Genomic DNA, 20780 nt, shown 5'->3' on the forward strand with positions numbered 1-20780 from the left:
ATGGCGAACAAGCAGATGACCGAAGACGAGGTCGTGGCACAGCTGCGCTCGGGTATGACGATCGGGATCGGCGGCTGGGGCTCCAGACGCAAGCCGATGTCCCTGGTGCGCGCGATCCTGCGCTCCGACCTCACCGACCTGACCATCGTCAGCTACGGCGGGCCCGACGTCGGGCTGCTGCTGGCCGCCAAGAAGGTCCGCCACCTGGTGTACGGGTTCGTCTCCCTGGACACGATCCCGCTCGAACCGCACTTCCGGGCCGCCCGCCAGTCCGGTGCGGTGGAGGTGACCGAATACGACGAGGGTATGCTGCGCTGGGCGCTGTACGCCGCCGCCTGCCGGCTGCCGTTCATGCCCAGCCGGGCCGGCCTGGGCTCGGACGTGCTGAAGGTCAACCCGGGCCTGCGGACCGTCGCCTCGCCCTACGGCGACGAGGAGCTCGTCGCGATCCCGGCGCTGCGCCTGGACGCGGCCCTGGTCCACCTCAACCGGGCCGACGTGCACGGCAACGCCCAGTACCTCGGGCCCGACCCGTACTTCGACGACCTGTTCTGCACCGCCGCCGACAAGGCCTACGTGTCGTGCGAACAGATCCTCGACACCGCGGAGCTGACCAGGACCGCGCCGGTGCAGTCGCTGCTGCTGCAGCGGTGGATGGTGCACGGCGTGGTCGAGGCGCCCGGCGGCGCGCACTTCACCTCCTGCGACCCCGACTACGGTCGGGACGAGGCGTTCCAGCGCGAATACGTCACCGCCGCCGCCGACCCGCAGACGTGGGCCGCGTTCTACGACCGCTACCTGGGAGTGCCGGCATGAGCTCTGATGTGACCCGGGCAGAGGTCTGTGTCGTGGCCTGCGCCGAGGTGTGGCGCGGCGACGGGGAGATCCTCGCCAGCCCGATCGGCGTGGTGCCGAGCATCGCGGCCCGCCTGGCCCGTGCCACGTTCGCCCCGGACCTGCTGCTGTCCGACGGTGAGGCATACCTGACCCAGGGCACCTGGGCGATCGGCGGCACGCCACCGGTCATCGAGGGCTGGATCCCGTTCCGGGCCGTGTTCGACCTGCTGTACACCGGCCGCCGGCACGTCATGATGGGCCCCAGCCAGATCGACCGCTACGGCAACGCCAACATCTCCGCGATCGGCGAGTTCGCCCGGCCGACCCGGGCGCTGCTCGGCGTGCGGGGCGCGCCCGGCAACACCGTCAACCACCCCACCAGCTACTGGGTGCCACGGCACGGGCACCGCTCGTTCGTCGCCGCGGTGGACATGGTCAGCGGCGTCGGCTACGACCGGGCCGCCGCGAATCCCGCCGCCGGCCGGTACCACGAGATCCGCCGGGTGGTCAGCAACCTCGGCGTATTCGACTTCGGCACCGAGGACCACCGGATGCGCCTGGTCTCCATGCATCCCGGGGTCACCGTCGACGAGATCCGCACCGCCACCGGCTTCGACCTCGCCATCCCGGACGACGTGCCGTACACCCGACTGCCCGACGAAGAGGAACTCGCGCTGATCCGCGAGGTCATCGACCCCCGGTCGGTGCGCTCCCGCGAGGTCGAGACGTGAGCTCGCTGCGGACGCCGATCTGCGACCTGTTCGGCATCCGCCACCCGATCGTGCAGACCGGCATGGGCTGGGTGTCCGACGCCCGGCTCACCGCCGCTACCGCCAACGCCGGCGGCCTCGGCATCCTGGCCAGCGCGACCCTGTCCTACGAGGAACTCGTCACCGCGATCAGCGACGTGCGGAAGCTGACCGACGCGCCGTTCGGGGTCAACCTGCGCGCCGACGCACCGGACGCCGCCAAGCGCGCGGATCTCCTCATCCGGGAAGGGGTGCGGGTGGCATCGTTCGCCCTCGCGCCGAAGCCCGAGCTGATCGAGCGGCTCAAGGCCGCCGGGGTGGTGGTCGTGCCGTCCGTCGGCGCGCGCCGCCACGCGGAGAAGGTCGCGGCCTGGGGCGTGGACGCGGTCGTCGTGCAGGGCGGCGAGGGCGGCGGGCACACCGGCCAGGTCCCCACCACGCTGCTGCTGCCGCAGGTCGTCGACGCCGTCGACATCCCCGTCATCGCGGCGGGCGGCTTCTTCGACGGGCGCGGCCTGGTCGCCGCCCTCGCCTACGGCGCCGCCGGGATCGCGATGGGCACCCGGTTCCTGCTCACCAGCGACAGCCCGGTGTCCGAATCCGTGCGGCAGCGGTACCTGGACGCCACCCTCACCGACACCGTGGTCACCACCGCGCTGGACGGCGTCCCGCAGCGGGTCCTGCGCACCCCGTTCGTCGACGGGCTCGGCGAGACCGGCGCGCTGCGGCGGCTGCCGCGGGCCGTGCGCAGCGCGCGGGCGCTGCGGAGGATGACCGGCCGGTCGTGGCTGTCGATGCTGCGCGAGGGCCGGGCCATGCGCGGCAGCCACGAGCTGCGGCTGAGCCAGCTGGTCCTGGCTGCGAACACGCCGATGCTGATCCGCGCGGCCATGGTCGACGGCCGCGCCGACGCCGGCGTGATGGCCACCGGGCAGGTCGCCGGCCTCATCGACGACGTGCCCAGCTGCGCCGAGCTGATCGACCGCATCATGGCCGAGGCCGCGGACACCCTGAAACGGCTCGCCTGATGCCCGCCTACGCGATCGAGGACGTCATCCCGGTCGTGCACCCGTCCGCGTACGTGCACCCGACCGCGGTGCTCATCGGCGACGTCCACGTCGGCCCCGGCTGCTATGTCGGGCCCCTGGCGAGCCTGCGCGGCGACTTCGGCCGGATCGTCCTCTCGCAGGGGTCCAACGTGCAGGACTCGTGCGTGCTGCACACGTTTCCCGGCACGACCCTGACGCTCGGCCCGGACGGGCACGTCGGGCACGGCGCGGTCCTGCACGGCTGCCGGGTCGGCGCGGGCGCCCTCATCGGCATCAACGCGGTCGTCCTGGACGGCGCGGTCGTCGGCGACTACGCGTTCGTCGGCGCGCACTCCCTCGTCAGGGCCGAGTTCGAGGTGCCGCCGAGGACCCTCGCGGCCGGCGTGCCGGCCCGGGTCGTGCGGGACCTGACGGACGTCGAGCTGGCCTGGAAGGCGCACGGGACCGGGGTGTACCAGGCCCTCGCGGTGCGCAGCCGCGACTCGCTGCGCCCGGTGCAGCCACTGCCGGCCGAGGAGCCGGACCGGCCGCGGCTGTCGACGTCGGCTGCGACCGCCGTGCCGATCGACCAGGCCCGGCGCGCCTCTGGTGCACCAAGCAAGCGCTTGGTAGAGTCATGACCATGCCGAACTCGCCGACCGCTCCGAAGAGGACCCAGGGGCACGGGCTGCTCGCCGGCCGCACCGTGCTGGTGACCGCCGCCGCGGGCACCGGCATCGGGTTCGCCACCGCCGAACGGTGCGTCGAGGAAGGCGCGACCGTCGTCATCTCCGACCGGCACGAACGCCGCCTCGCCGAGGCCGCCGACCGGCTCGGCGTCCTCGGGGTGCCGTGCGACGTCACCGACCAGGCGCAGGTCGAGCACCTGTTCGCCACCGCGGTGGCGCACCTCGGCGGCGGCCTGGACGTCCTCGTCAACAACGCCGGGCTCGGCGGCACGGCGGCGGTCGTGGACATGACCGACGAGCAGTGGGGCAGCGTCCTGGACGTCACGCTCACCGGCACCTTCCGCTGCACCAGGGCGGCGCTGCGGCACATGATCCCGCGCGGCACCGGCGTCATCGTCAACAACGCCTCAGTCATCGGCTGGCGGGCCCAGGAGGGCCAGGCGCACTACGCGGCGGCGAAGGCCGGCGTCATGGCGCTCACCCGCTGCTCCGCCCTCGAGGCGGCGCACGCCGGGGTGCGGGTCAACGCCGTCGCGCCCAGCCTCGCGATGCATCCACACCTGGCGAAGGTCACCACCGACGAACTCCTGGCCGAGCTGTCCACCCGGGAGGCGTTCGGGCGGCCGGCCGAGCCGTGGGAGGTCGCCAACGTGATCGTGTTCCTGGCCAGCGAATACAGCTCGTACATGACCGGCGAGGTCGTCTCGGTCAGCAGTCAGCACCCCTAGGAGCCCGGCATGGTCGACGACAGTGCCGTCGGGGCGATCGGCGAGCCGTTCACCCTCGACGTCGAACGCGGCAAGATCCGCGAGTTCGCCCGGGCGACCGGCTCGGCGAACCCCGCATATTTCCAGGACGATCCGGTGATCCCGCCGACGTTCCTCACCACCGCCTTCTTCTGGCAGACCGGCGACTCGGATCCCTGGCAGGCGGTCGCGATGGACCAGCGCAAGGGCCTGCACGCCGAGCAGGAGTTCGTGTTCCACGGCCCGCCACCGCGCGCCGGCGACCGGCTCACCGGGCAGTCCCGGATCGAGTCCGTCACCCGCAAGGAGGGCCGCAGCGGCATCCTCACGTTCGCCGTGATGGTCACCGAGTTCCACGACGAGGCCGGCCGGCACGTCGCCACCGCCCGCCTGACGGGGGTCGAGACAGCATGACCACCTTCGGTCCGCTGACCAGGACGGACCTGGTGCGCTACCAGGGCGCGTCCGGAGACTTCAACCCGATCCACCACGACGAGCCGTTCGCCCTGGCCGCCGGCATGCCCGCTCCGCTGTCGCTGGGCATGCTGCAGGCGGGGTTCCTGGCGACCTGGGCCACCGACCGGTTCGGCGCCGAGGCGATCCGCTCGTTCCGGGTCCGCTTCGCCGCCCAGGTCTTCCCCGGCGACACCGTCACCTGCGACGGCACCGTCGTGCGGCAGGACGCCGAAAGCCTCGACGTCGAGATGACGTGCACCACCCAGGACGGCACGGTCGCCGTGTACGGCTGGGCCACCTTCGCTTTGGAGACACCATGATCGAGTCGACAGTGGACGACCTGGGCGTGGCCGAGATCGTCATGGCCAACCCGCCGGTGAACGCGCTGCCGGTGGCCGGCTGGTTCGCCCTCGCCGCCGCCCTCGACGCGGCCGGCACCGACCCCGCGGTCCGCGCCGTGGTGCTGCGTGCCGAAGGGCGCGGCTTCAACGCCGGCGTCGACATCAAGGAACTGCAGGCCGCGACGAGTCACGCCGCTCTCGTCGGGGTCAACCGGGGCTGCGCGGCAGCGTTCAGTGCCGTCTACGACTGCCCCGTCCCCGTCATCGCCGCCGTGCACGGCTTCTGCCTCGGCGGCGGCATCGGCCTGGTCGGCAACGCCGATGTCATCGTCGCCTCCGACGACGCCACGTTCGGGCTGCCCGAGGTCGACCGGGGCGCCCTGGGCGCGGCCACCCACCTGTCCCGGCTGGTGCCGCAGCACAAGATGCGGGCGATGATGTACACCTCGGCCACCGCCACCGCCGCCGAACTGCACGCGTTCGGCTCGGTCCTCACCGTCGTGCCCCGCGCCGACCTGCGGGCGGCGGCCTTCGCCGTCGCCCACGACATCGCCGGCAAGGACCCGCAGGTCATCCGCGCGGCGAAGGAGTCGCTCAACGGCATCGACCCGTGGGACCCGAAACGCAGCTACCGCTACGAGCAGGGCTTCACCTTCGAGCTCAACCTCACTGGCGTCGCCGACAAAGTCCGGGACGAGTTCGGCCAATGATCTCCCTCACCGACACTCCCGAGGAGGCCGAGTTCCGGGCCGAGGCCAGGGACTGGCTGCGGGCCAACGTGCCCGGGCCGCTGCCCTCCGGCGACACCCGCGACGGCTTCGCCGCGCACCTGCACTGGGAACGTGCCCTGTTCGACGCCGGCTGGGCGGTCGTGTCCTGGCCGCGCCGGTACGGCGGCCGCGACGCCTCCCTGTGGCAGTGGCTCATCTTCGAGGAGGAGTACTACGCCGCCGGGGCGCCGCAACGGGTCACCCAGAACGGCATCTTCCTGCTCGCCCCGACGCTGTTCGAGTTCGGCACGGCCGAGCAGCAGGACACGCTGCTGCCGCGGATGGCCGCCGCCCAGGATCTGTGGTGCCAGGGCTGGTCCGAGCCCGGCGCCGGCAGCGACCTCGCCGCCATCACCAGCCGCGCGGAGGCCGTTGACGGGGGCTGGCGGCTCAACGGACAGAAGACCTGGACCACCCGCGGTGCGTTCAGCACCCACCTGTTCGGGCTGTTCCGCACCGACCCGGCCGCCGCCCGCCACCGCGGCCTCACCTACTTCCTCGTGCCGCTGGACGCCGACGGGGTCACGGTCCGCGGCTTCGGCCGCCTCGACGGCGACGAAGGCTTCGCCGAGGTGTTCTTCGACAACGTCCACGTGCCCGCCGACGCGGTCCTGGGCGACCCCGGGAACGGCTGGAAGGTGGCGATGTCGACCACCGGCTCCGAACGGGGCCTCACGCTGCGCTCCCCGGGCCGGTTCCTGCACACCGCGCAGCGGCTCGTCGCGCTCGCCGCCGCGCAGGGCGACCGGCTGCGGCCCGCGGTGCGGGAGCGGGTCACCCGGGCCTGGCTCAACGCCCGCGCGTATCAGCTGTTCACCCTCAACCAGGTCACCGACCTCGTCGAAGGCCGGGCCCCCGGCGCGCGGTCCAGCCTCAACAAGCTGTTCTGGTCGCGGCTGGACATCGAGCTGCACGAGATCGCCCTGGAGCTGCTCGGCGGCGAGGCCGTCCTCGACTCGCCGTGGACCCGTGGGTTCCAGTTCTCCCTCGCCGGGCCGATCTACGCCGGCACCAACGAGATCCAGCGCAACATCGTCGCCGAGCGCGTCCTCGGCCTGCCCCGAGCGTGAAGGAGTCACCGTGCGGTTCGCGTTGACCGAGGACCAGGTCGCCCTGCGCGACGCGGTCACGGCACCCCTCGCGGCGGGGGACTGGGAGGCCCTCGCCGGGATCGGGGTCTTCGCCGCCATGACCGACCTCGGCCTGGACGAGACCGACCTGGTGCCGGTCATCGAGGAGGTCGGCCACGCCGCCGTCGCGCTGCCGGTGACCGCGACCGCGTTCGTCGCCGCGCCGCTGCTGATGGCGCTCGGCGACGACCGGGCCGCGGCGGGGCTGCTGAGGGTCGCCGTCGCCGGGCCGGGCGGGCTGGCGCCGTTCGGTGGCCAGGCCGACCTGGTGCTGCACCTCGACGGCGGCGTCGCCCGCACCGGCGGCCCCCGGACCGCGGCGTCCACCGTGGACACCAGCCTCGACGCGGTCGTCTCCACACCCGCCGGCGTGTTGACCGACGACCCCGCGATCGTCGGGGCGGCCGTCGCCCGCGCCGCCCTCGGGCACGCCGCCGAGCTGGTCGGGCTCGGCCGGCGGATGCTGGAGCTGACCGTCGGCTACGTCAAGCAACGGCACCAGTTCGGCGCGCCCGTCGGCAGCTTCCAGGCCGTCAAGCACCAGCTCGCCGACGCCTACCTCGGCCTCGAGTTCGCCCGGCCCGCCGTCCTCGCCGCCGCCTGGGCGCTGCGGGAGGGCGCGGGCGCGCGCGAAGCCGTCGACGGTGCCGTGGTGCTCGCCGCCGACGCCGCGCACGCCGCGAGCCGCGCCGCGATCCAGTGCCACGGCGCGATCGGCTACACCGTCGAATACGAGCTGCACCGCTACGCCAAACGGGCCTGGGCCCTCGCCGCCCTCGCCACCCCCGGCGACCGGCTCGACGCGCTCGCCACCACGATCGGCCTTCCGAAGGAGCTTTGATGACCGACGAGGACGTCGTTCGCTACCGCACCGAGGGGCCGGTGGCGATCGTGACGATGCACCGCCCCCAGTACGGCAACGCGCAGAACTCGGCGATGACCTATGCGCTCGACGACGCGCTGTACCGTGCCGCCGACGACGACGAGGTGAAGGTCATCGTGCTCACGGGGGAGGGGAAGCACTTCTCCGCCGGGCACGACATCGGCACCCCCGGCCGGGACGTCGACACCACGTTTCCGCGCCGCGCCGGGCTCTGGTGGGACCACGTCGGCAAACCCGGCGCGGAGAGCCGTTTCGCCCGCGAGTCCGAGGTGTACCTGGGCATGTGCCGGCGCTGGCGGGAGCTGCCGAAGCCGACCATCGCCGCGGTCCAGGGCGCCTGCATCGCGGGTGGGCTGATGCTCGCCTGGTGCTGCGACCTCATCGTCGCCGCCGACGACGCGTTCTTCGCCGACCCCGTCGTGAGGATGGGCATCCCCGGCGTCGAGTACTTCGCCCACCCGTGGGTGATGGGCCCCCGCCACGCGAAGGAGTTCCTGTTCCTCGGCGAGCGCGTCCACGCCGAGCGGGCCCTGCAGCTCGGCATGGTCAACCGGGTCGTGCCCCGGGCCGACCTGGAGTCGGCCACGATGGACATCGCCGGGCGGATCGCGCAGATGCCCCGGCTCGGCCTTGCCCTGACGAAGAAGGCCGTCAACCAGGCCGAGGACCTGATGGGGCTGCGCGCCGGGATGGACTCGGTGTTCGGGCTGCACCACGTCGCGCACGCGCACAACGCCGAAGTGGGCCAGGACTCCCTCGCCGGGCACGACGCCAGGTCCATGCGCGACGGCGGCCGCTGATGCCGCACCGGTACGACGGCCGCGTCGCCCTCGTCACCGGTGCCGCCTCCGGCATCGGCCGGGCCACCGCGGCCCGCCTGCGCGACGAAGGCGCCCGGGTCGTCGGCCTCGACATCGCGCCCGTGTCGCTCGACGGCGCACCCGGCATCCTCGGCATCCGCTGCGACCTGCGCGACGAGGAGCAGGTCGCGGCCGCCGTCGCGGACGCCGTGGAGTGGGGTGGCCGGCTCGACCTCCTGGCCAACGTCGCCGGGGTCGCCGCCTCCGCGCACACCACCGACGTCACCCTCGCCGAGTGGGACCGGATCCTCGCGATCAACCTCACCGGCACGTTCCTCGCCTGCCGGGCCGCCCTGCCGCACCTGGTCGCCACCCGGGGCGCCGTGGTCAACGTGGCCTCCCTGGCGGGGGTGCGCGGCTGGCGGTACAGCGCCGCGTACTCCGCCGCGAAGGCCGGGGTCGTCGGGCTCACCCGGTCCCTGGCCGTGGAGTACGCGCCCGACGGGGTGCGGGTCGCCTGCGTCTGCCCCGGATCCGTGGACACGCCGCTGAAACGCGACCTGGTGCCCGCACCGGATCAGGACCCGCGGCTGGCCGGGCACGCCCGGGCGCTGCTCGACCCGCCGGTCGCCGACCCGGCCGAGGTCGCCGCCGCCATCGCCTACCTCGGCTCCGCGGAGGCGCGTTTCGCCACCGGCGCCGTGCTGCGGCTCGACGGGGGCGCCGGTGTCTGAGCACCGACCGGGCACCGGCGCGCCGGTTCCGGAGTACCCGCCGGACGTCGTCGCCGCTCATTACGCCGCCGGCGACTGGACCACCGACACGATCGCCGCCATGGTCGCCCGCAACGACCCGGCCCGGGTCGCGTTCATCGCCCCCGAGGGCACCTTCACCTGGGGCGACTACGACACCCTCGCCGCCCGCCTCGCCGCGTCCTATGTGGACGCGGGGTTCGCGCCCGGGGACCGGCTCGCCGTCCTGCTCACCGGCGGCGCGCTCACCCACGTCGCGTACCTCGCCGCGCAGAAGGCCGGACTGGTCACCGTCGGCATCGGACCCCGGGCCGGCGACGCCGAGATCCGCCACCTCCTGGCCAAGACGGGTGCGGTGGGCCTCGCCACCCGGTCGTCGCACCGGGGGCGGCCCGGTGCCGAGATCGCCGCCAGCTGCGGTGCGCCCAGACATGTCGTGCTCGACCTGGCCGGGCTGCCGGCCGGTCGGTTCGAAGGCCCCGGGCTCGGCGCCGACGACCTGTTCTTCGTCAACTCCACGTCCGGCACCACCGGGCTGCCGAAGTGCGTCCGGCAGACGATGAACAGCCGCAAGTACTTCGGCCCGCTCGCCCACGCCGCCGGCCGGTTCGGCCCGGACGAGGTCTTCGCCAGCGTGCTACCCGCCCCGTACGGCTTCGGCCTGTGGAGCGCCCACGTCGTGCCCGCCATGTACGGCTACCCGACCGTCCTCACCGCCGAGTTCGACCCGGCCGAGACACTGCGGCTCATCGAGCGGCACCGGGTCACCGTCCTGTGCGCGGTCACCGCCCAGTTCATCATGCTGCTCAACGACCCGGCGTTCGCGACCACGGACCTGTCGTCGCTGCGGGTCATGTTCACCGGCGGGGAGCGGGTCCCGTTCGCCCGGGCCCGCGAGTTCGAGGAACGCACCGGCTGCGCCGTCCTGCAGTTCTACGGCTCCAACGAGGCCGGCCCGCTGTCGGTGACCACCGTCGACGACCCGCAGACGGCCCGGCTCACCACCGCCGGCCGCCCGGTCCCCGGCGCCCGCCTGCGCCTCCTGGCCGACGGCGCCGACCTTCCCGGCGGCCCGGGCCAGGTGGCGGCGACCGGGCCCGGCTGCACCTCCGGCTACCTCGACGACGACGCCGCGAACGCCGCCCTGTTCCGCCCCGACGGGTGGCTGCTCACCGGCGACGTGGCCACCGTCGACGCCGACGGCTACCTGGCCGTCACCGGACGGATCGCGGACTTCATCATCCGCGGCGGGCACAACGTCAGCGCCCTCGTCGTCGAGGAGGCGGTCGGCGGGCACCCCGAGGTCACGCAGGCCGCGGTGGTCGCCGTGCCCGACCCGGTCCTCGGCGAACGCGTCTGCGCCTACGTCGTCACCCGCTCGCCGCTCACCCTCGACGCGCTGCGCGTCCACCTCGACGCGACCGGTGTGTCGAAGCAGAACTGGCCCGAGTACCTGGTCGAGGTGCCGGCGCTGCCCATCGGCACCGGCGGCAAGGTGGACAAGGCAAGCCTGCGCGCGGACGCCGCCCGCCGGTACCCTGCCGGACCCATGATCAACAGGTGAGCCGGGGAGTGGCATGATGAGCTGATGTGGCCGTCGCGCCGGGGTGCCTGACGTGACCCCGCCCAGGACCCACCCGGGTCCGCTGCTCGGCCGGGACGTCGAGCAGCGGCAGGTCGCCGAGCTGCTGGCGGCGGCCCGCGACGGTCGCGGGGCGGCGCTGCTCATCACCGGCGACGCGGGCATCGGCAAGACCGCCCTGCTCGAGGCGGCGACGGCGGCCCGGGCCGGGTTCCGGGTGCTGCGGGTGCACGGGTACGAGGCCGAGTCCACCATGCCGTTCGCCGCGGTCCATCGCCTGATGATCGCGCTGCGCGGACACGTCGGGTCCCTGCCGCCCCGGCAACAGCGGGCGTTGCGGGTCGCCACCGGCGCGGAGGACGGCCCGCCGCCGGACCGGTTCCTCGTCGGGCTCGGCGTCCTCGGGCTGCTGGCGGCGGCCGGGGCGGCGGCACCCGTCGTCTGCGCCGTCGATGACGCCCACCTGCTCGACGCCGAGTCGGTGGACGCGCTGGCGCTGGTGGCCCGGCGCCTGGAGGCCGAGCCGGTCGTGGTGGCCTTCGCGGCCCGCGACGAACCCGGCCTGGCCGGCCGGCTGGACGGGGTCCCGGTGCTGCGGCTGTCCGGCCTGCCCGCCGAAGCCGCCGCCCGGCTGCTCGCGTCGGCACTGGGTGGGCCGATCGATCCGGTGGCCGCCGCCCGGATCGCCGCCGCGACCGGCGGGAACCCGCTGGCGCTGGTCGACCTGGCCACCGACCTGAGCGTGCGGGAGCTGACCGAGACCAGCGTCTTCGACGAGCCCGTCCCGGTCGGGCGCCGGCTGGAGGCGTTCTACCTGCGCCAGGTCCGCCGCGCGCCGTCCGACCTGCAACGCTGGCTGCTGCTCGCCGCCGTCGACTCCACCGGCAACCTGGCGCTGGTCCGGGCCGCGGCGGCCCGGCTCGGGCTCGCCGGGGTTGCCGGGGACGAACCGGACCTGGCCGGGCTGGTGGAGATCGAGCCGGCCCTGCGGTTCCGGCACCCGCTGATGCGCTCGGCCACCTACGCCGGCGCCGCCGGCCCCGACCGGCGCCGGACCCATCAGGCGCTGTCGGCCGCCGCCGATGGGTCCGGGCTGGTCGAGATCGCGGCCTGGCACGCCGCGAAGGCCGTCATCGGGGTGGACGCCGGCGTGGCCGACCGCCTCGAGGCGGTGGCCAACCGGGCCGGGCAGCGCGGCGGGTTCCGGTCCCGGGCCAGCCTGCTGACGCAGGCGGCCGGGCTGACGCCGCCGGGGCCGGTCAAGGACGGCCGGCTGGTCATGGCGGCGGAAGCGGCGCTGGCGGCCGGCGCCGCCGGCCTCGCCGAGCAGCTGATGGGTGAGGTGACCGATGCGGCGCTGGACCCGGCCGCCCGTGGCCGGCTGATCACGGTCCGGGTCAACCACGCGTTCTTCACCGCCGATCCCGCCGTCCTCCGGAGCCCGGCGGAAATGCTGGCCGCTGCCGACGCATTCCACGGGCGCGACCCGGCGGCGGAGCAGCACGCGCTGATCAAGGCGTTCGGGCACACCGTGACCGTCGACCGGCTCGGGTCGTCGGTGCCGCTGGCCGAGCTCGGCCGCCGCATGACGGCCGGCGCCGCGCTGGACGACGGCGTGGCCGCCACGATCCTGCGGGCACTGGGCGCGTACGTGCTGCGCCCCTACCGGGAGGCGGTGCCCGCGATGCGTGCCGCGCTCGGGTCCATCGACCGGCTCGGCCCGGCCGAACTGCTGCGGTTCGGCCCGGTCGGGGTGGCCGTCGCGGCGGCGCTGTGGGACGAGACGGCGATGCGGCGGTGCCTGGAGCGGACCGAGGCGGCCGCCCGCGACCTGGGCTCGGTCTACCTGCTCGACGCCATCCTGTGGCTGCGGTCACTGGCCGCGCTGCGCACCGAGACGCCGAGGGTCGCGCAACGCCACGCCGATCAGGCGCGGGCACTGCGCCGGGCGATGGGCTACGAGACCGCCAGCAGCCTGAACGTCGCGCTGCTCGCGTGGTCCGGCCACCCGCGCCGGCAGGTCGAAGCGATCATCGATCGGGCCCGCGAGACCGGTTTCGGCGCGGTCTTCGCCTCCGGCGACGGGGGCCTGGCGGTGCAGGACCTCGCCGCCGGGCAGTACGGTGCCGCGTACGCACGGCTCAAGCCCCTCGTCGACGAGCCGTTTCTGCAGGCGACCCCGCTGGACTACCCGGACTTCGTCGAAGCGGCGGCCAGAGCCGGCCACCTCGCCGAGGCGGAAGCGTGCACGGCGGGACTCGAGGCGATCGCCGCGGCGGCCGGCTCGGCCTGGGCGCGCGGCGCGGCGCACCGCTGCCGGGCCCTGGTGTCCAGCGACGATCACGCCGAGGCGCATTACACCGCCGCGATCGCGGCGTACGCCCCGACCTTCCTGGCGATCGACCTCGGCCGGGCCAACCTGCTCTACGGCGAGTGGCTGCGCCGGATGCGGCGGCGCCGGGACGCCCGTGAACCGTTACGGCGCGCGCTGGAGATCTTCGACGACGGTGACGCGCCCGCGTTCGCCCAGCGCGCCCGCAACGAGCTGGAGGCCGGCGGCGAACCACCGGGCGCCCCGGCGCCGCCGGGTCACGGCCTGACCCCGCAGGAGCTGGCGGTCGCCCGGCTCGCCGCGACCGGCAGCACCAACGCCGAGGTCGGCGCGGCGCTGTTCATCAGTGCGAACACCGTCGACTACCACCTGCGCAAGGTGTTCCAGAAGCTCGCGATCACCTCCCGCCGGCAGCTTGCGCACCACTTCGGTGACCCGGCCCGCGGCGCCACCCACGACCGGGGCCGGTAACGACTACGAGGACTACGTGGTCCGCGCGCCGGCGCTGCCCGGGCAGGCTGAGCAGCGACGCACCGCGGACACCCGCGGGCACGCTGAAGGAGGGGCCGCCCATGCCGGACCCGGGCGGCGAACGGCAGGTGATCCACGGCAGGGACGCCGAACTGGCGGTGGTCGAGCGGCTGCTCCTGGACGCACGGGCCAACCGGGGTGCGGCGCTCGTCGTGCGTGGACACGCCGGGATCGGCAAGACGGTGCTGCTCACCGCGGCGCGCCGGTACGCCACCGAAGCCGGGATGGTGGTGCTCACCACCAACGGCGCCGAGGCGGAGTCGGCGCTGCCCTTCGCCGGGCTGCATCAACTGCTCACCCCCGTGCTGGACAACCTGCGGGCGCTCACTCCGCACCTGCAGCGGACCTTGCGCGGCGCCTTCGGGCAGCAGGACACCCGCCCGGACCTGTTCACGGTCGGGCTCGCGGTGCTGGAACTGCTCGGTGACCGGGCCGCCGGCACGCCGCTGCTCATCCTGGCGGAGGACGCGCACTGGCTGGACCCGGAGACCCTCAACGTGCTGGTGTTCGTCGCGCGACGCCTCACCATCGAACCGATCGCCGCGGTCATGGCGGTCCGCGCCCAGTATCCACACGTGCTCGTCGGGACCGGCATCGGACAGGTGCACCTCGGTGAGCTCGGCGAGGCCGCCGCCAGGAGGGTGCTGCACGATGCCGCTCCGCAACTCCCGGCGGGACTGCGGGAGCGGATCCTGACCGAGGCGGCCGGCAACCCGCTCGCCCTGGTCGAGCTGCCCAGGTGCATCAGGCCCGGCGCCCCGGACGACCTGCCGGGCCTGCTCCCGCTCAACGAACGCCTGGAGAGCGCGTTCGCGGACCGGTTCGCGCAGCTGCCCCCGGCGACCCGGGCGGTGGTCGCCGCGTTCTCCGCCGACACCAGCTGCGCGGTGCCGGTGCTGCTCACCGCCGCCCGCACGCTGACCGGCCATGACGTCGCCATCGACACCGTCCAGCCGGCGATCGAGGCGGGTCTGCTGCAGGTCCAGGCCCAGCGCCTGCGGTTCCGGCACCCGCTGGTGCGCTCGGCCGTCTACCGCAGCGTCGACGCCTTCTCCCGGCTGACGATCCACGCGGTGCTCGCCGAGGCCTTCGCCGGCGACCCGGACCGGCGCGCCTGGCATCACAGCGCCGCGACGCTCGGTCCGGACGAAGCCGTCAGCGCCGAGCTGGAAGCGGCCGCCGGGCGCGCGCTGGAACGCGGCGCGCTGGGCGTGACCGTCGCCGACCTGGACCGCGCCTCGGAACTCACCGGCGACCCGGTGCGCCGGTCGTCATTGCTGCTGCGGGCCGCGGAGATCGCCGCGCAACTGCACGACCGCAGCGTCGCGGCGCACCTGGTCGCGAAGGCCGACCCGGCGCAGGGCGACGCCGCCGACCGTGGCCGCCTGGCCCTGGTCAGCGACATCGTCGAGCCCGGGGACGTGCGCGACACCGGCCGGATCGACGTCCTGTGCGACCTCGCCGTCGCGGCGCACGGCGCCGGCGACCCGGAACTGGCGGCGACGCTGTGCTGGCGGGCCGCATCGCGATGCTGGTGGGCCAGCCTGCCGTCGGCGTTCGGCGGCCGGGTCACCGCCGTCCTCGACAAGCTCAGCCTCGCCGCGAGCGACCCCAGGTTCCTCGCGATCGTCGCCCACGCCCAACCGGACGTCCTCGGCGCCGACGTGCTGCGGCAGCTGCCGACGCTCGTCCCGGACCGCACCGACATCGACGGCATGTGCTTCCTCGGCGGGGCCGCGCTGGTGCTCGGCGACTTCGTCACGGCGTCGTCGTTCATGGGCACCGCCGCCGCCGGCTACCGGTCGCAGGGCCGGGCGGCGTTGCTGGCCCGGAGCCTGTCGTCCACCGGGTTCATCCGGCTCTGGCTCGGCCGGTGGCCGGCGGTCCGGGCCGACCTGGACGAGGCGGAGGCCCTCGCCGAGGAGACGGGCGACCACTTCTGGGTCGCCGCCGCCAGAGCCGGCCAGGCGTTGCACGAGGCGATGTGCGGCAACAGCGGCGCGGCGTTCCAGCTCGCCGACGACGTGCTGGCCAGCCCACTTGTCGCGGGTGTGCGGTTCGCCGTCGAGGCCGCCCAGCACGCCCGCGGCGTCGCGGCCAACGCGGCCGGCCGGCACGACGAGGCGCTGGACATCCTCACCCCGGTCTTCGATCCGGTCGATGCGAGGTTCCACCTCGACATGTCCGGATGGGCACTGCCCGATCTCGCCGACGCGGCCGTCCGCTCGGGCCGGCGGGACGACATCCGCGACGTGGTCGCCCGGGTCGCGGAACGCGCCGCCCGGTTCCCGTCGCCGATGCTGCACCGCTGCCTCGCCTACGCCACCGCGGTCCTGGCACCGGACGACGCCGCCGGCCCGGCCTTCGACCGTGCCCTGGCCATGGATCTCGGCGCCTGGCCGGTGCACCGCGCTCGACTGGACCTCGCCTACGGGGTGTGGCTGCGGCGACGCAAACGCATCCTGGAGTCGCGGATGCCGTTACGGGCGGCCCGGGACGGGTTCGACGCGCTCGGCGCAGCGGCCTGGGGCCGGCTGGCCCGGGAGGAGTTGCGGGCGGCCGGTGAGGAGAGCGCCGGCCGGACCCTGCCGTCGCGCGAGCAGCTCACCGCCCAGGAGCTGCAGACGGCGATGCTGGCGGCGGCCGGGCTCAGCAACCGCGAGATCGGCCAGCGGCTGTTCGTGTCGCACCGCACGGTCAGCTCCCACCTGTACCGCATCTACCCGAAACTCGGCATCACCGGCCGGGCCCAGTTGCCCGGAGTCCTCGACGCGCTGCGGCCCGCTCCTGGCTGACCGGGCCGGCCGGATACGGTGACGGCATGGGAGATGCCGCGACATATCGGGAGCTCGGGGAGGCGGCCTGGGCATGGACCCTCGGCCAGGTGCGACACGGCGCCGACGGGCCGTGGCTGCCCGCGACCGTCACCGGTGAGGACCAGGAGCCCGGGAAGTTCCGCGACTCCTTCTACGAGGGCATCGCGGGGCTCGCGCCGGTCCTCGCCGAGCTCCGCCGGCACCGGCCGTGGACGCCGGCCGAGACGGCCCTCGCCGACGCGATCGTCGAGCGACTGTCGACCACGGACCGGGACGAGCCCTCGCTCTACGACGGCCTGGCCGGTGACGCCACCGCGCTGCGGCTGCTCGCGCCCGGCCGCGAGGTCGCCGTGCTGGCGCGCCTGGCGCAGCTGAGCACGCCCGGCGGCTGGGAGACCACCCTGCGGCAGGACTCGCGCGACCCGGCGTCCGACGTGGTCATGGGCAGCGCCGGGATCATGCTGCTCGCCGCGTGGGCCGGCGGCCCGCACGCCGCCGAGATCATGACGACCGGCGGCGAGGCGCTGCTGAAGGTCGCCGAGCCGACCGACGGCGGCCTCGACTGGCGGATGTGGCCGGGGTACCGCTCCAGCTCACCGAACTTCTCCCACGGCACCGCCGGGGTGGGCGCCGCGCTCGCCGTGGCCGGCCAGGCGCTGGGCCGGGCGGACTTCGTCGACGCCGCCCGCCGGGGCGCCGCGCACCTGCTCGCCGTGGCGGACCTGGCCGGCGGCGGGTTCGTCGTGCCGCACACGTCGCCGCCGTCGCAGCGGGAGGTCGAGCCGGTCACGTACACCTGGTGCCACGGACCGGCGGGGACCTCCCAACTGTTCCCGGCCCTCGCCCTCGCCGGGGTCTCAGACGTCGGCGGGTTTCCGGTCGGCGAGCTGCGCCGGCGCTGCCTGCACTCGCTGCTCACCTGCGGTCTGCCCGCCCGCCTGCGCCCGGGCTTCTGGGACAACGACGGGCGCTGCTGCGGCACCGCGGGCGTCGGCGACATCCTGCTCGACGCAGCCCAGGACGACCCTTCGGACGAGGCGCTGCTCACCGGTGCCCGGGTGATGGCCGAGGCGCTGGTCGAGCGCGCGATCCGCGACGGGGACGGCGCGTACTGGCGGTTCGTCGAGCACCGGCAGGACCCGCCGCTGCTGCCGCCGGGCACCAGCTGGATGCAGGGCGCCGCCGGTATTGCCGCCTTCCTGCTGCGGATGGCCCGGGTCTCGCAGGAGGGGCTCACCGCCCCTGTCGTCGACCGGCCGGACCAGTGGTGGGCCGTGCCGGCGGAGGTCCGCTCCAGGCGTCCCTGACACGCCGGTGGAAAGGGTGAGACGGAGGGTGATTTCCCGGTTCACCCGGTCCGGACCGGATCGGCGACCGCGGATGGCCATTACTGTCGATGCATGCCTCCGGTCCTGGTCCGCCCGAACGTCAGGGTCACCGCAGCCCATCGCTTCCCGTCCGCCTCCGTGCCACAGCCCTCGTCGATGCACCGGCCGCAGCACGCATCTGCCCGCGTGCACGAGGCTTCTGCGCCGCGTCCGGCCCGCTCCCGGCTCCGCATGCTGCCGTCCACCGCCGCCGAGGTCCGGCAGTGGCAGTTGGCGCACGGCACCCACGGGCGGCCGCTGCGCTGACCCGTTCCTGATGAACCCCCCGAACTCCCGGTGGCCCGGGCTGCTGCACGCAGGCGCCCGGGCTCCTGGCTGTTTCCGGGCCGCTGTTGTCAGGGACGCCCGGGGCCCGGCCCGCCGGTGGCTGCCGGACGGGCGAACCGGTCCACGAGAGCGGCGTCGGCGAAGACGGTGACGGCGGCGATCCCGTCGGCGGCGACGGTGAGCACCGCCACGCCGTACGGCTCGCCGTGCCACCAGGCGAGGGCGGCCGGCTGACCGTTGGCGCCGGCCGCCTCCATCCGCCACCCGCCGTCCATCGCCGTCGCCGCCAGGGCCAGGCACGCGGTGTTCCCGTCGGCGCGCACCCCGGACGGCACCATGCTGAGGACCGCGTCGGCGCGCAGCACGCGGGCGAAGGCGGCCGGGTCCGCGTGCTCCCAGGCGGCCATGTATGCCTCGAGCAGCTCACGGGTGCGCGGATCGGCCGGTTCGGTGATCCGGTCCGGCGCCGGCGCCGCCTCGGCGATGGTGGCCCGGGCCCGCTGCAGTGCGCTCTTGACCGCCGCCACGCTGATGTCCAGCATCGTGGCGACCTCGGCGGCCGGGAACGCCAGGACATCGCGCAGCAGCAGCACGGCCCGCTGCCGGGCTGGCAGCAGCTGCAGCCCGGCGACGAACGCCAGCCGCACCCCCTCCCGGGCCACCACCTCGGCCGCCGGGTCGGCGCCGACGAGCGCGGACGGGATCGGCTGGATCCAGGCTCCGGGTTCGGTCACGCCGTCCGACGGCAACGCCCGCCGGCCGCGGCCCGTCAGGGCGCTGAGGCAGACGTTGGTGGCGATGCGGTAGAGCCATACCCGCACCGACGACCGCTGCTCGAACGCCGACCAGCCTTTGAACGCCCGCAGGTATGCCTCCTGGACCGCGTCCTCGGCCTCGTCCCACGTGCCGAGCATGCGGTAGCTGTGCGCGAGCAGCCCACGCCGCTCGTGCTCGAACCGCTCGGTCAGCCCGTCCATGCCTGTTTCCCGGATCGCCGCAGTTTGGGTCATGACCGTGTAGACCGCGGCCGCCCCCGAAAGGAATCGCCGGCCTATCCTCGCAGGCGCTGGCGGAGCTCCGCCTTGGCGATCTTGCCGCCGGAGCCGCGGGGCAGGTCGGGCACCAGCTCCAGCCGCTCCGGCCAGTTGTCGCGGGACACCCCGCGCGCGTCGAGGTGCTTGCGGAGCCCGTCGAGGTCGAGGGTCGCCGCGTCGCGCAGCACCACGAACGCGCAGACCCGCTCGCCGAACGTCGGGTCCGGCACCGCCACCGCGGCCACCATCGCGACCGCGGGGTGCGAGCCGACGTGGTCCTCGACGGCTGCGGCGCTGATGTTCTTGCCGCCGCGGATGATGAAGTCGGACTTGCGGTCCACCACCCGCAGGTAGCCGTCGGCGTCGACGGTGCAGATGTCGCCGGTGAGCATCCAGCCGTCCCGGGTGAACAGCTTCTCGTTGGCGGCCGGGTCGGCGAAGTAGCCCAGGCAGGTGGCGGGGCCCGCGCAGGCGGCCTGGCCGGGCCCGCCGGCGGCGGTGACGTCGGTGCCGTCCTCGGCGAACAGCCGGACCTGCATCGCGTCGATGACCTTCCCGGCGGTGCGCAGCCGCTGGTCGACGGTGTCGGTGACCGAGGTCCGGGACAGGGCGCCGGTCTCGTTGGAGCCGAAGAACTGCAGCACCTTGGCGCCGGTGCGGCGCTCGAACTCGGCGGCCCGCTCGAACGGCACCGCCTCGCCGCCGGTGAACATGACCCGCAGCGACGACAGGTCCACCTCGTCCACCACCGGCGAGTTGAGCATCATGATGAACTGGGTGCTGACGCAGCACACCACGGTGACGCGTTCGCGTTCGATGAGGCGCAGCGCCTCGTCGGCGTTGAAGCGGGGCATGACCACGGTCGGCGCGCCGAGCAGCGTCGGGGTGAAGTTGGCCGTCCACTGCGCGAAGCCGTACGGCGCCGGGATCAGCGTCAGGAACACGTCGTCGGCGCGCAGGTCGCCGCACTCGACGGCGAGCTCGTGGTAGTAGAACCACCGGTCCTGGTTGTGCACCACGCACTTCGGCATGCCGGTCGTCCCCGACGTGGAGTTCAGCAGGTGGATCTCACCCCGGCCCAGCTCGTCCGGGCCCTTCGCCGCAACGATGCCGTCCTCGAGTTGGTCGATTTCGAGGTGTACGGCGATGCCAAGGCCCTCAACCAGCGCGCTGACCGGCTCGCCGCGGTGCTCGGAACGGCTGACGAGCGCGGTCGCGCCGCCGACGGTCAGCAGGTGGCGCACCTCGAGCCGGGCGGCCCGCGGCCCGATCGCCACGACGATCATGCCGGCCTTCATTGCGGCGAGGTACACCACGTGCACCTCCACGCCGTCGGGCAGCAGCACGCCGACGCGGGCGCCACGGGGGAGCCCGGCGCCGGCGAGCCGTCGCGCGAACGCGGTCGAGCGGGCGTCGAACTGCGCCCAGGTGAGCCGGTCGCCGCCGGCGACGAACGCGATGCCGTCGGGCTGTGCCGTGGCGTGCCGGCGGACGGTGTCGGGCAGCGTCTCACCGTCGCCGACCCCGGCGAGCCGGTCGGCGACGTAGCGCTCGTGGACGCTGCCGGGCGCCGGCGCGGCGCCGGCGGGGAACAGGTCGTGCACGAAGTACCCCCAGAGGTCTACCAAACAAGCGCTTGGTTGTGCAAT

General features: G+C 74.3%; 19 protein-coding genes. 17 read left to right on the forward strand and 2 right to left on the reverse strand.

What is annotated here, in order from left to right:
• The 17 genes from ACFPIJ_RS44785 (at position 1) to ACFPIJ_RS44865 (ending at position 18076) form a co-directional block, all read left to right on the forward strand.
• Positions 1-816, forward strand: a complete 816-nt coding sequence (locus ACFPIJ_RS44785) for a CoA transferase subunit A (RefSeq protein WP_380125267.1) — start codon at positions 1-3, stop codon at positions 814-816.
• On the forward strand, positions 813-1568 hold the full coding sequence (locus tag ACFPIJ_RS44790) for a CoA-transferase subunit beta (RefSeq protein ID WP_380125269.1): 756 nt from the start codon (positions 813-815) through the stop codon (positions 1566-1568). Before ACFPIJ_RS44785 ends, ACFPIJ_RS44790 begins: the two co-directional genes overlap by 4 nt.
• The gene (locus ACFPIJ_RS44795) at positions 1565-2614 is read left to right on the forward strand and encodes an NAD(P)H-dependent flavin oxidoreductase (protein WP_380125270.1); all 1050 of its coding nucleotides are present in this window, start codon (positions 1565-1567) and stop codon (positions 2612-2614) included. Before ACFPIJ_RS44790 ends, ACFPIJ_RS44795 begins: the two co-directional genes overlap by 4 nt.
• Positions 2614-3255, forward strand: coding sequence for a gamma carbonic anhydrase family protein (locus ACFPIJ_RS44800; protein WP_380125272.1), 642 nt, complete (start codon positions 2614-2616; stop codon positions 3253-3255). Before ACFPIJ_RS44795 ends, ACFPIJ_RS44800 begins: the two co-directional genes overlap by 1 nt.
• Complete coding sequence (locus tag ACFPIJ_RS44805) at positions 3252-4031, forward strand: SDR family oxidoreductase (protein WP_380125274.1); 780 nt, start codon at positions 3252-3254, stop codon at positions 4029-4031. The genes ACFPIJ_RS44800 and ACFPIJ_RS44805 overlap by 4 nt, the downstream gene beginning before the upstream one ends.
• 9 nt (positions 4032-4040) lie before the next feature.
• Complete coding sequence (locus tag ACFPIJ_RS44810) at positions 4041-4463, forward strand: FAS1-like dehydratase domain-containing protein (protein WP_380125276.1); 423 nt, start codon at positions 4041-4043, stop codon at positions 4461-4463.
• Entirely contained in the window at positions 4460-4825 is a 366-nt protein-coding gene (locus ACFPIJ_RS44815) for a MaoC/PaaZ C-terminal domain-containing protein (protein ID WP_380125278.1), read from the forward strand. The genes ACFPIJ_RS44810 and ACFPIJ_RS44815 overlap by 4 nt, the downstream gene beginning before the upstream one ends.
• Positions 4822-5556, forward strand: coding sequence for an enoyl-CoA hydratase family protein (locus ACFPIJ_RS44820; RefSeq protein WP_380125280.1), 735 nt, complete (start codon positions 4822-4824; stop codon positions 5554-5556). The genes ACFPIJ_RS44815 and ACFPIJ_RS44820 overlap by 4 nt, the downstream gene beginning before the upstream one ends.
• Positions 5553-6686 carry an acyl-CoA dehydrogenase family protein gene (locus tag ACFPIJ_RS44825; protein ID WP_380125282.1) on the forward strand — a complete coding sequence of 378 codons (1134 nt, stop codon included), beginning with the start codon at positions 5553-5555 and terminating at the stop codon, positions 6684-6686. The genes ACFPIJ_RS44820 and ACFPIJ_RS44825 overlap by 4 nt, the downstream gene beginning before the upstream one ends.
• A gap of 10 nt (positions 6687-6696) precedes the next feature.
• A complete protein-coding gene (locus ACFPIJ_RS44830) occupies positions 6697-7587 on the forward strand; it encodes an acyl-CoA dehydrogenase family protein (protein WP_380125284.1) in 891 nt (296 codons plus the stop codon).
• A complete protein-coding gene (locus ACFPIJ_RS44835) occupies positions 7587-8429 on the forward strand; it encodes an enoyl-CoA hydratase (RefSeq protein WP_380125286.1) in 843 nt (280 codons plus the stop codon). Before ACFPIJ_RS44830 ends, ACFPIJ_RS44835 begins: the two co-directional genes overlap by 1 nt.
• Positions 8429-9163 (forward strand): SDR family NAD(P)-dependent oxidoreductase, encoded by a 735-nt coding sequence (locus ACFPIJ_RS44840; protein WP_380125288.1) that lies wholly within the window; start codon positions 8429-8431, stop codon positions 9161-9163. The genes ACFPIJ_RS44835 and ACFPIJ_RS44840 overlap by 1 nt, the downstream gene beginning before the upstream one ends.
• The gene (locus ACFPIJ_RS44845) at positions 9156-10745 is read left to right on the forward strand and encodes a class I adenylate-forming enzyme family protein (protein ID WP_380125290.1); all 1590 of its coding nucleotides are present in this window, start codon (positions 9156-9158) and stop codon (positions 10743-10745) included. The genes ACFPIJ_RS44840 and ACFPIJ_RS44845 overlap by 8 nt, the downstream gene beginning before the upstream one ends.
• Before the next feature lie 52 nt (positions 10746-10797).
• The gene (locus ACFPIJ_RS44850; protein WP_380125292.1) at positions 10798-13566 is read left to right on the forward strand and encodes a helix-turn-helix transcriptional regulator; all 2769 of its coding nucleotides are present in this window, start codon (positions 10798-10800) and stop codon (positions 13564-13566) included.
• 101 nt (positions 13567-13667) lie between these two features.
• Positions 13668-16421 carry an AAA family ATPase gene (locus ACFPIJ_RS44855; protein ID WP_380125294.1) on the forward strand — a complete coding sequence of 918 codons (2754 nt, stop codon included), beginning with the start codon at positions 13668-13670 and terminating at the stop codon, positions 16419-16421.
• Positions 16422-16447: 26 nt separating this feature from the next.
• Complete coding sequence (locus ACFPIJ_RS44860) at positions 16448-17749, forward strand: lanthionine synthetase LanC family protein (RefSeq protein WP_380125296.1); 1302 nt, start codon at positions 16448-16450, stop codon at positions 17747-17749.
• A 93-nt stretch (positions 17750-17842) separates the two neighbouring features.
• Positions 17843-18076 carry a hypothetical protein gene (locus ACFPIJ_RS44865; RefSeq protein ID WP_380125298.1) on the forward strand — a complete coding sequence of 78 codons (234 nt, stop codon included), beginning with the start codon at positions 17843-17845 and terminating at the stop codon, positions 18074-18076.
• Between the two features lie 89 nt (positions 18077-18165).
• On the opposite strand, the gene ACFPIJ_RS44870 is transcribed toward ACFPIJ_RS44865, so the two are convergent.
• Both ACFPIJ_RS44870 and ACFPIJ_RS44875 read right to left on the reverse strand, forming a co-directional pair.
• Complete coding sequence (locus tag ACFPIJ_RS44870) at positions 18166-19107, reverse strand: RNA polymerase subunit sigma-70 (protein WP_380125300.1); 942 nt, start codon at positions 19105-19107, stop codon at positions 18166-18168.
• Between the two features lie 41 nt (positions 19108-19148).
• Positions 19149-20759 (reverse strand): class I adenylate-forming enzyme family protein, encoded by a 1611-nt coding sequence (locus ACFPIJ_RS44875; protein WP_380125302.1) that lies wholly within the window; start codon positions 20757-20759, stop codon positions 19149-19151.
• Between the last annotated feature and the right edge of the window lie 21 nt (positions 20760-20780).

Source organism: Dactylosporangium cerinum (assembly GCF_042653625.1).
GTDB lineage: Bacteria > Actinomycetota > Actinomycetes > Mycobacteriales > Micromonosporaceae > Dactylosporangium > Dactylosporangium cerinum.

Bases quoted from the DNA above. Each gene is read 5' to 3' on its own strand.
- ACFPIJ_RS44785 (WP_380125267.1), top strand. From the start codon at position 1: ATGGCGAACAAGCAGATGACCGAAGACGAGGTCGTGGCACAGCTGCGC.
- ACFPIJ_RS44790 (WP_380125269.1), top strand. From the start codon at position 813: ATGAGCTCTGATGTGACCCGGGCAGAGGTCTGTGTCGTGGCCTGCGCC.
- ACFPIJ_RS44800 (WP_380125272.1), top strand. From the start codon at position 2,614: ATGCCCGCCTACGCGATCGAGGACGTCATCCCGGTCGTGCACCCGTCC.
- ACFPIJ_RS44805 (WP_380125274.1), top strand. From the start codon at position 3,252: ATGACCATGCCGAACTCGCCGACCGCTCCGAAGAGGACCCAGGGGCAC.
- ACFPIJ_RS44810 (WP_380125276.1), top strand. From the start codon at position 4,041: ATGGTCGACGACAGTGCCGTCGGGGCGATCGGCGAGCCGTTCACCCTC.
- ACFPIJ_RS44815 (WP_380125278.1), top strand. From the start codon at position 4,460: ATGACCACCTTCGGTCCGCTGACCAGGACGGACCTGGTGCGCTACCAG.
- ACFPIJ_RS44820 (WP_380125280.1), top strand. From the start codon at position 4,822: ATGATCGAGTCGACAGTGGACGACCTGGGCGTGGCCGAGATCGTCATG.
- ACFPIJ_RS44825 (WP_380125282.1), top strand. From the start codon at position 5,553: ATGATCTCCCTCACCGACACTCCCGAGGAGGCCGAGTTCCGGGCCGAG.
- ACFPIJ_RS44835 (WP_380125286.1), top strand. From the start codon at position 7,587: ATGACCGACGAGGACGTCGTTCGCTACCGCACCGAGGGGCCGGTGGCG.
- ACFPIJ_RS44840 (WP_380125288.1), top strand. From the start codon at position 8,429: ATGCCGCACCGGTACGACGGCCGCGTCGCCCTCGTCACCGGTGCCGCC.
- ACFPIJ_RS44855 (WP_380125294.1), top strand. From the start codon at position 13,668: ATGCCGGACCCGGGCGGCGAACGGCAGGTGATCCACGGCAGGGACGCC.
- ACFPIJ_RS44860 (WP_380125296.1), top strand. From the start codon at position 16,448: ATGGGAGATGCCGCGACATATCGGGAGCTCGGGGAGGCGGCCTGGGCA.
- ACFPIJ_RS44865 (WP_380125298.1), top strand. From the start codon at position 17,843: ATGCCTCCGGTCCTGGTCCGCCCGAACGTCAGGGTCACCGCAGCCCAT.
- ACFPIJ_RS44870 (WP_380125300.1), bottom strand. From the start codon at position 19,107: ATGACCCAAACTGCGGCGATCCGGGAAACAGGCATGGACGGGCTGACC.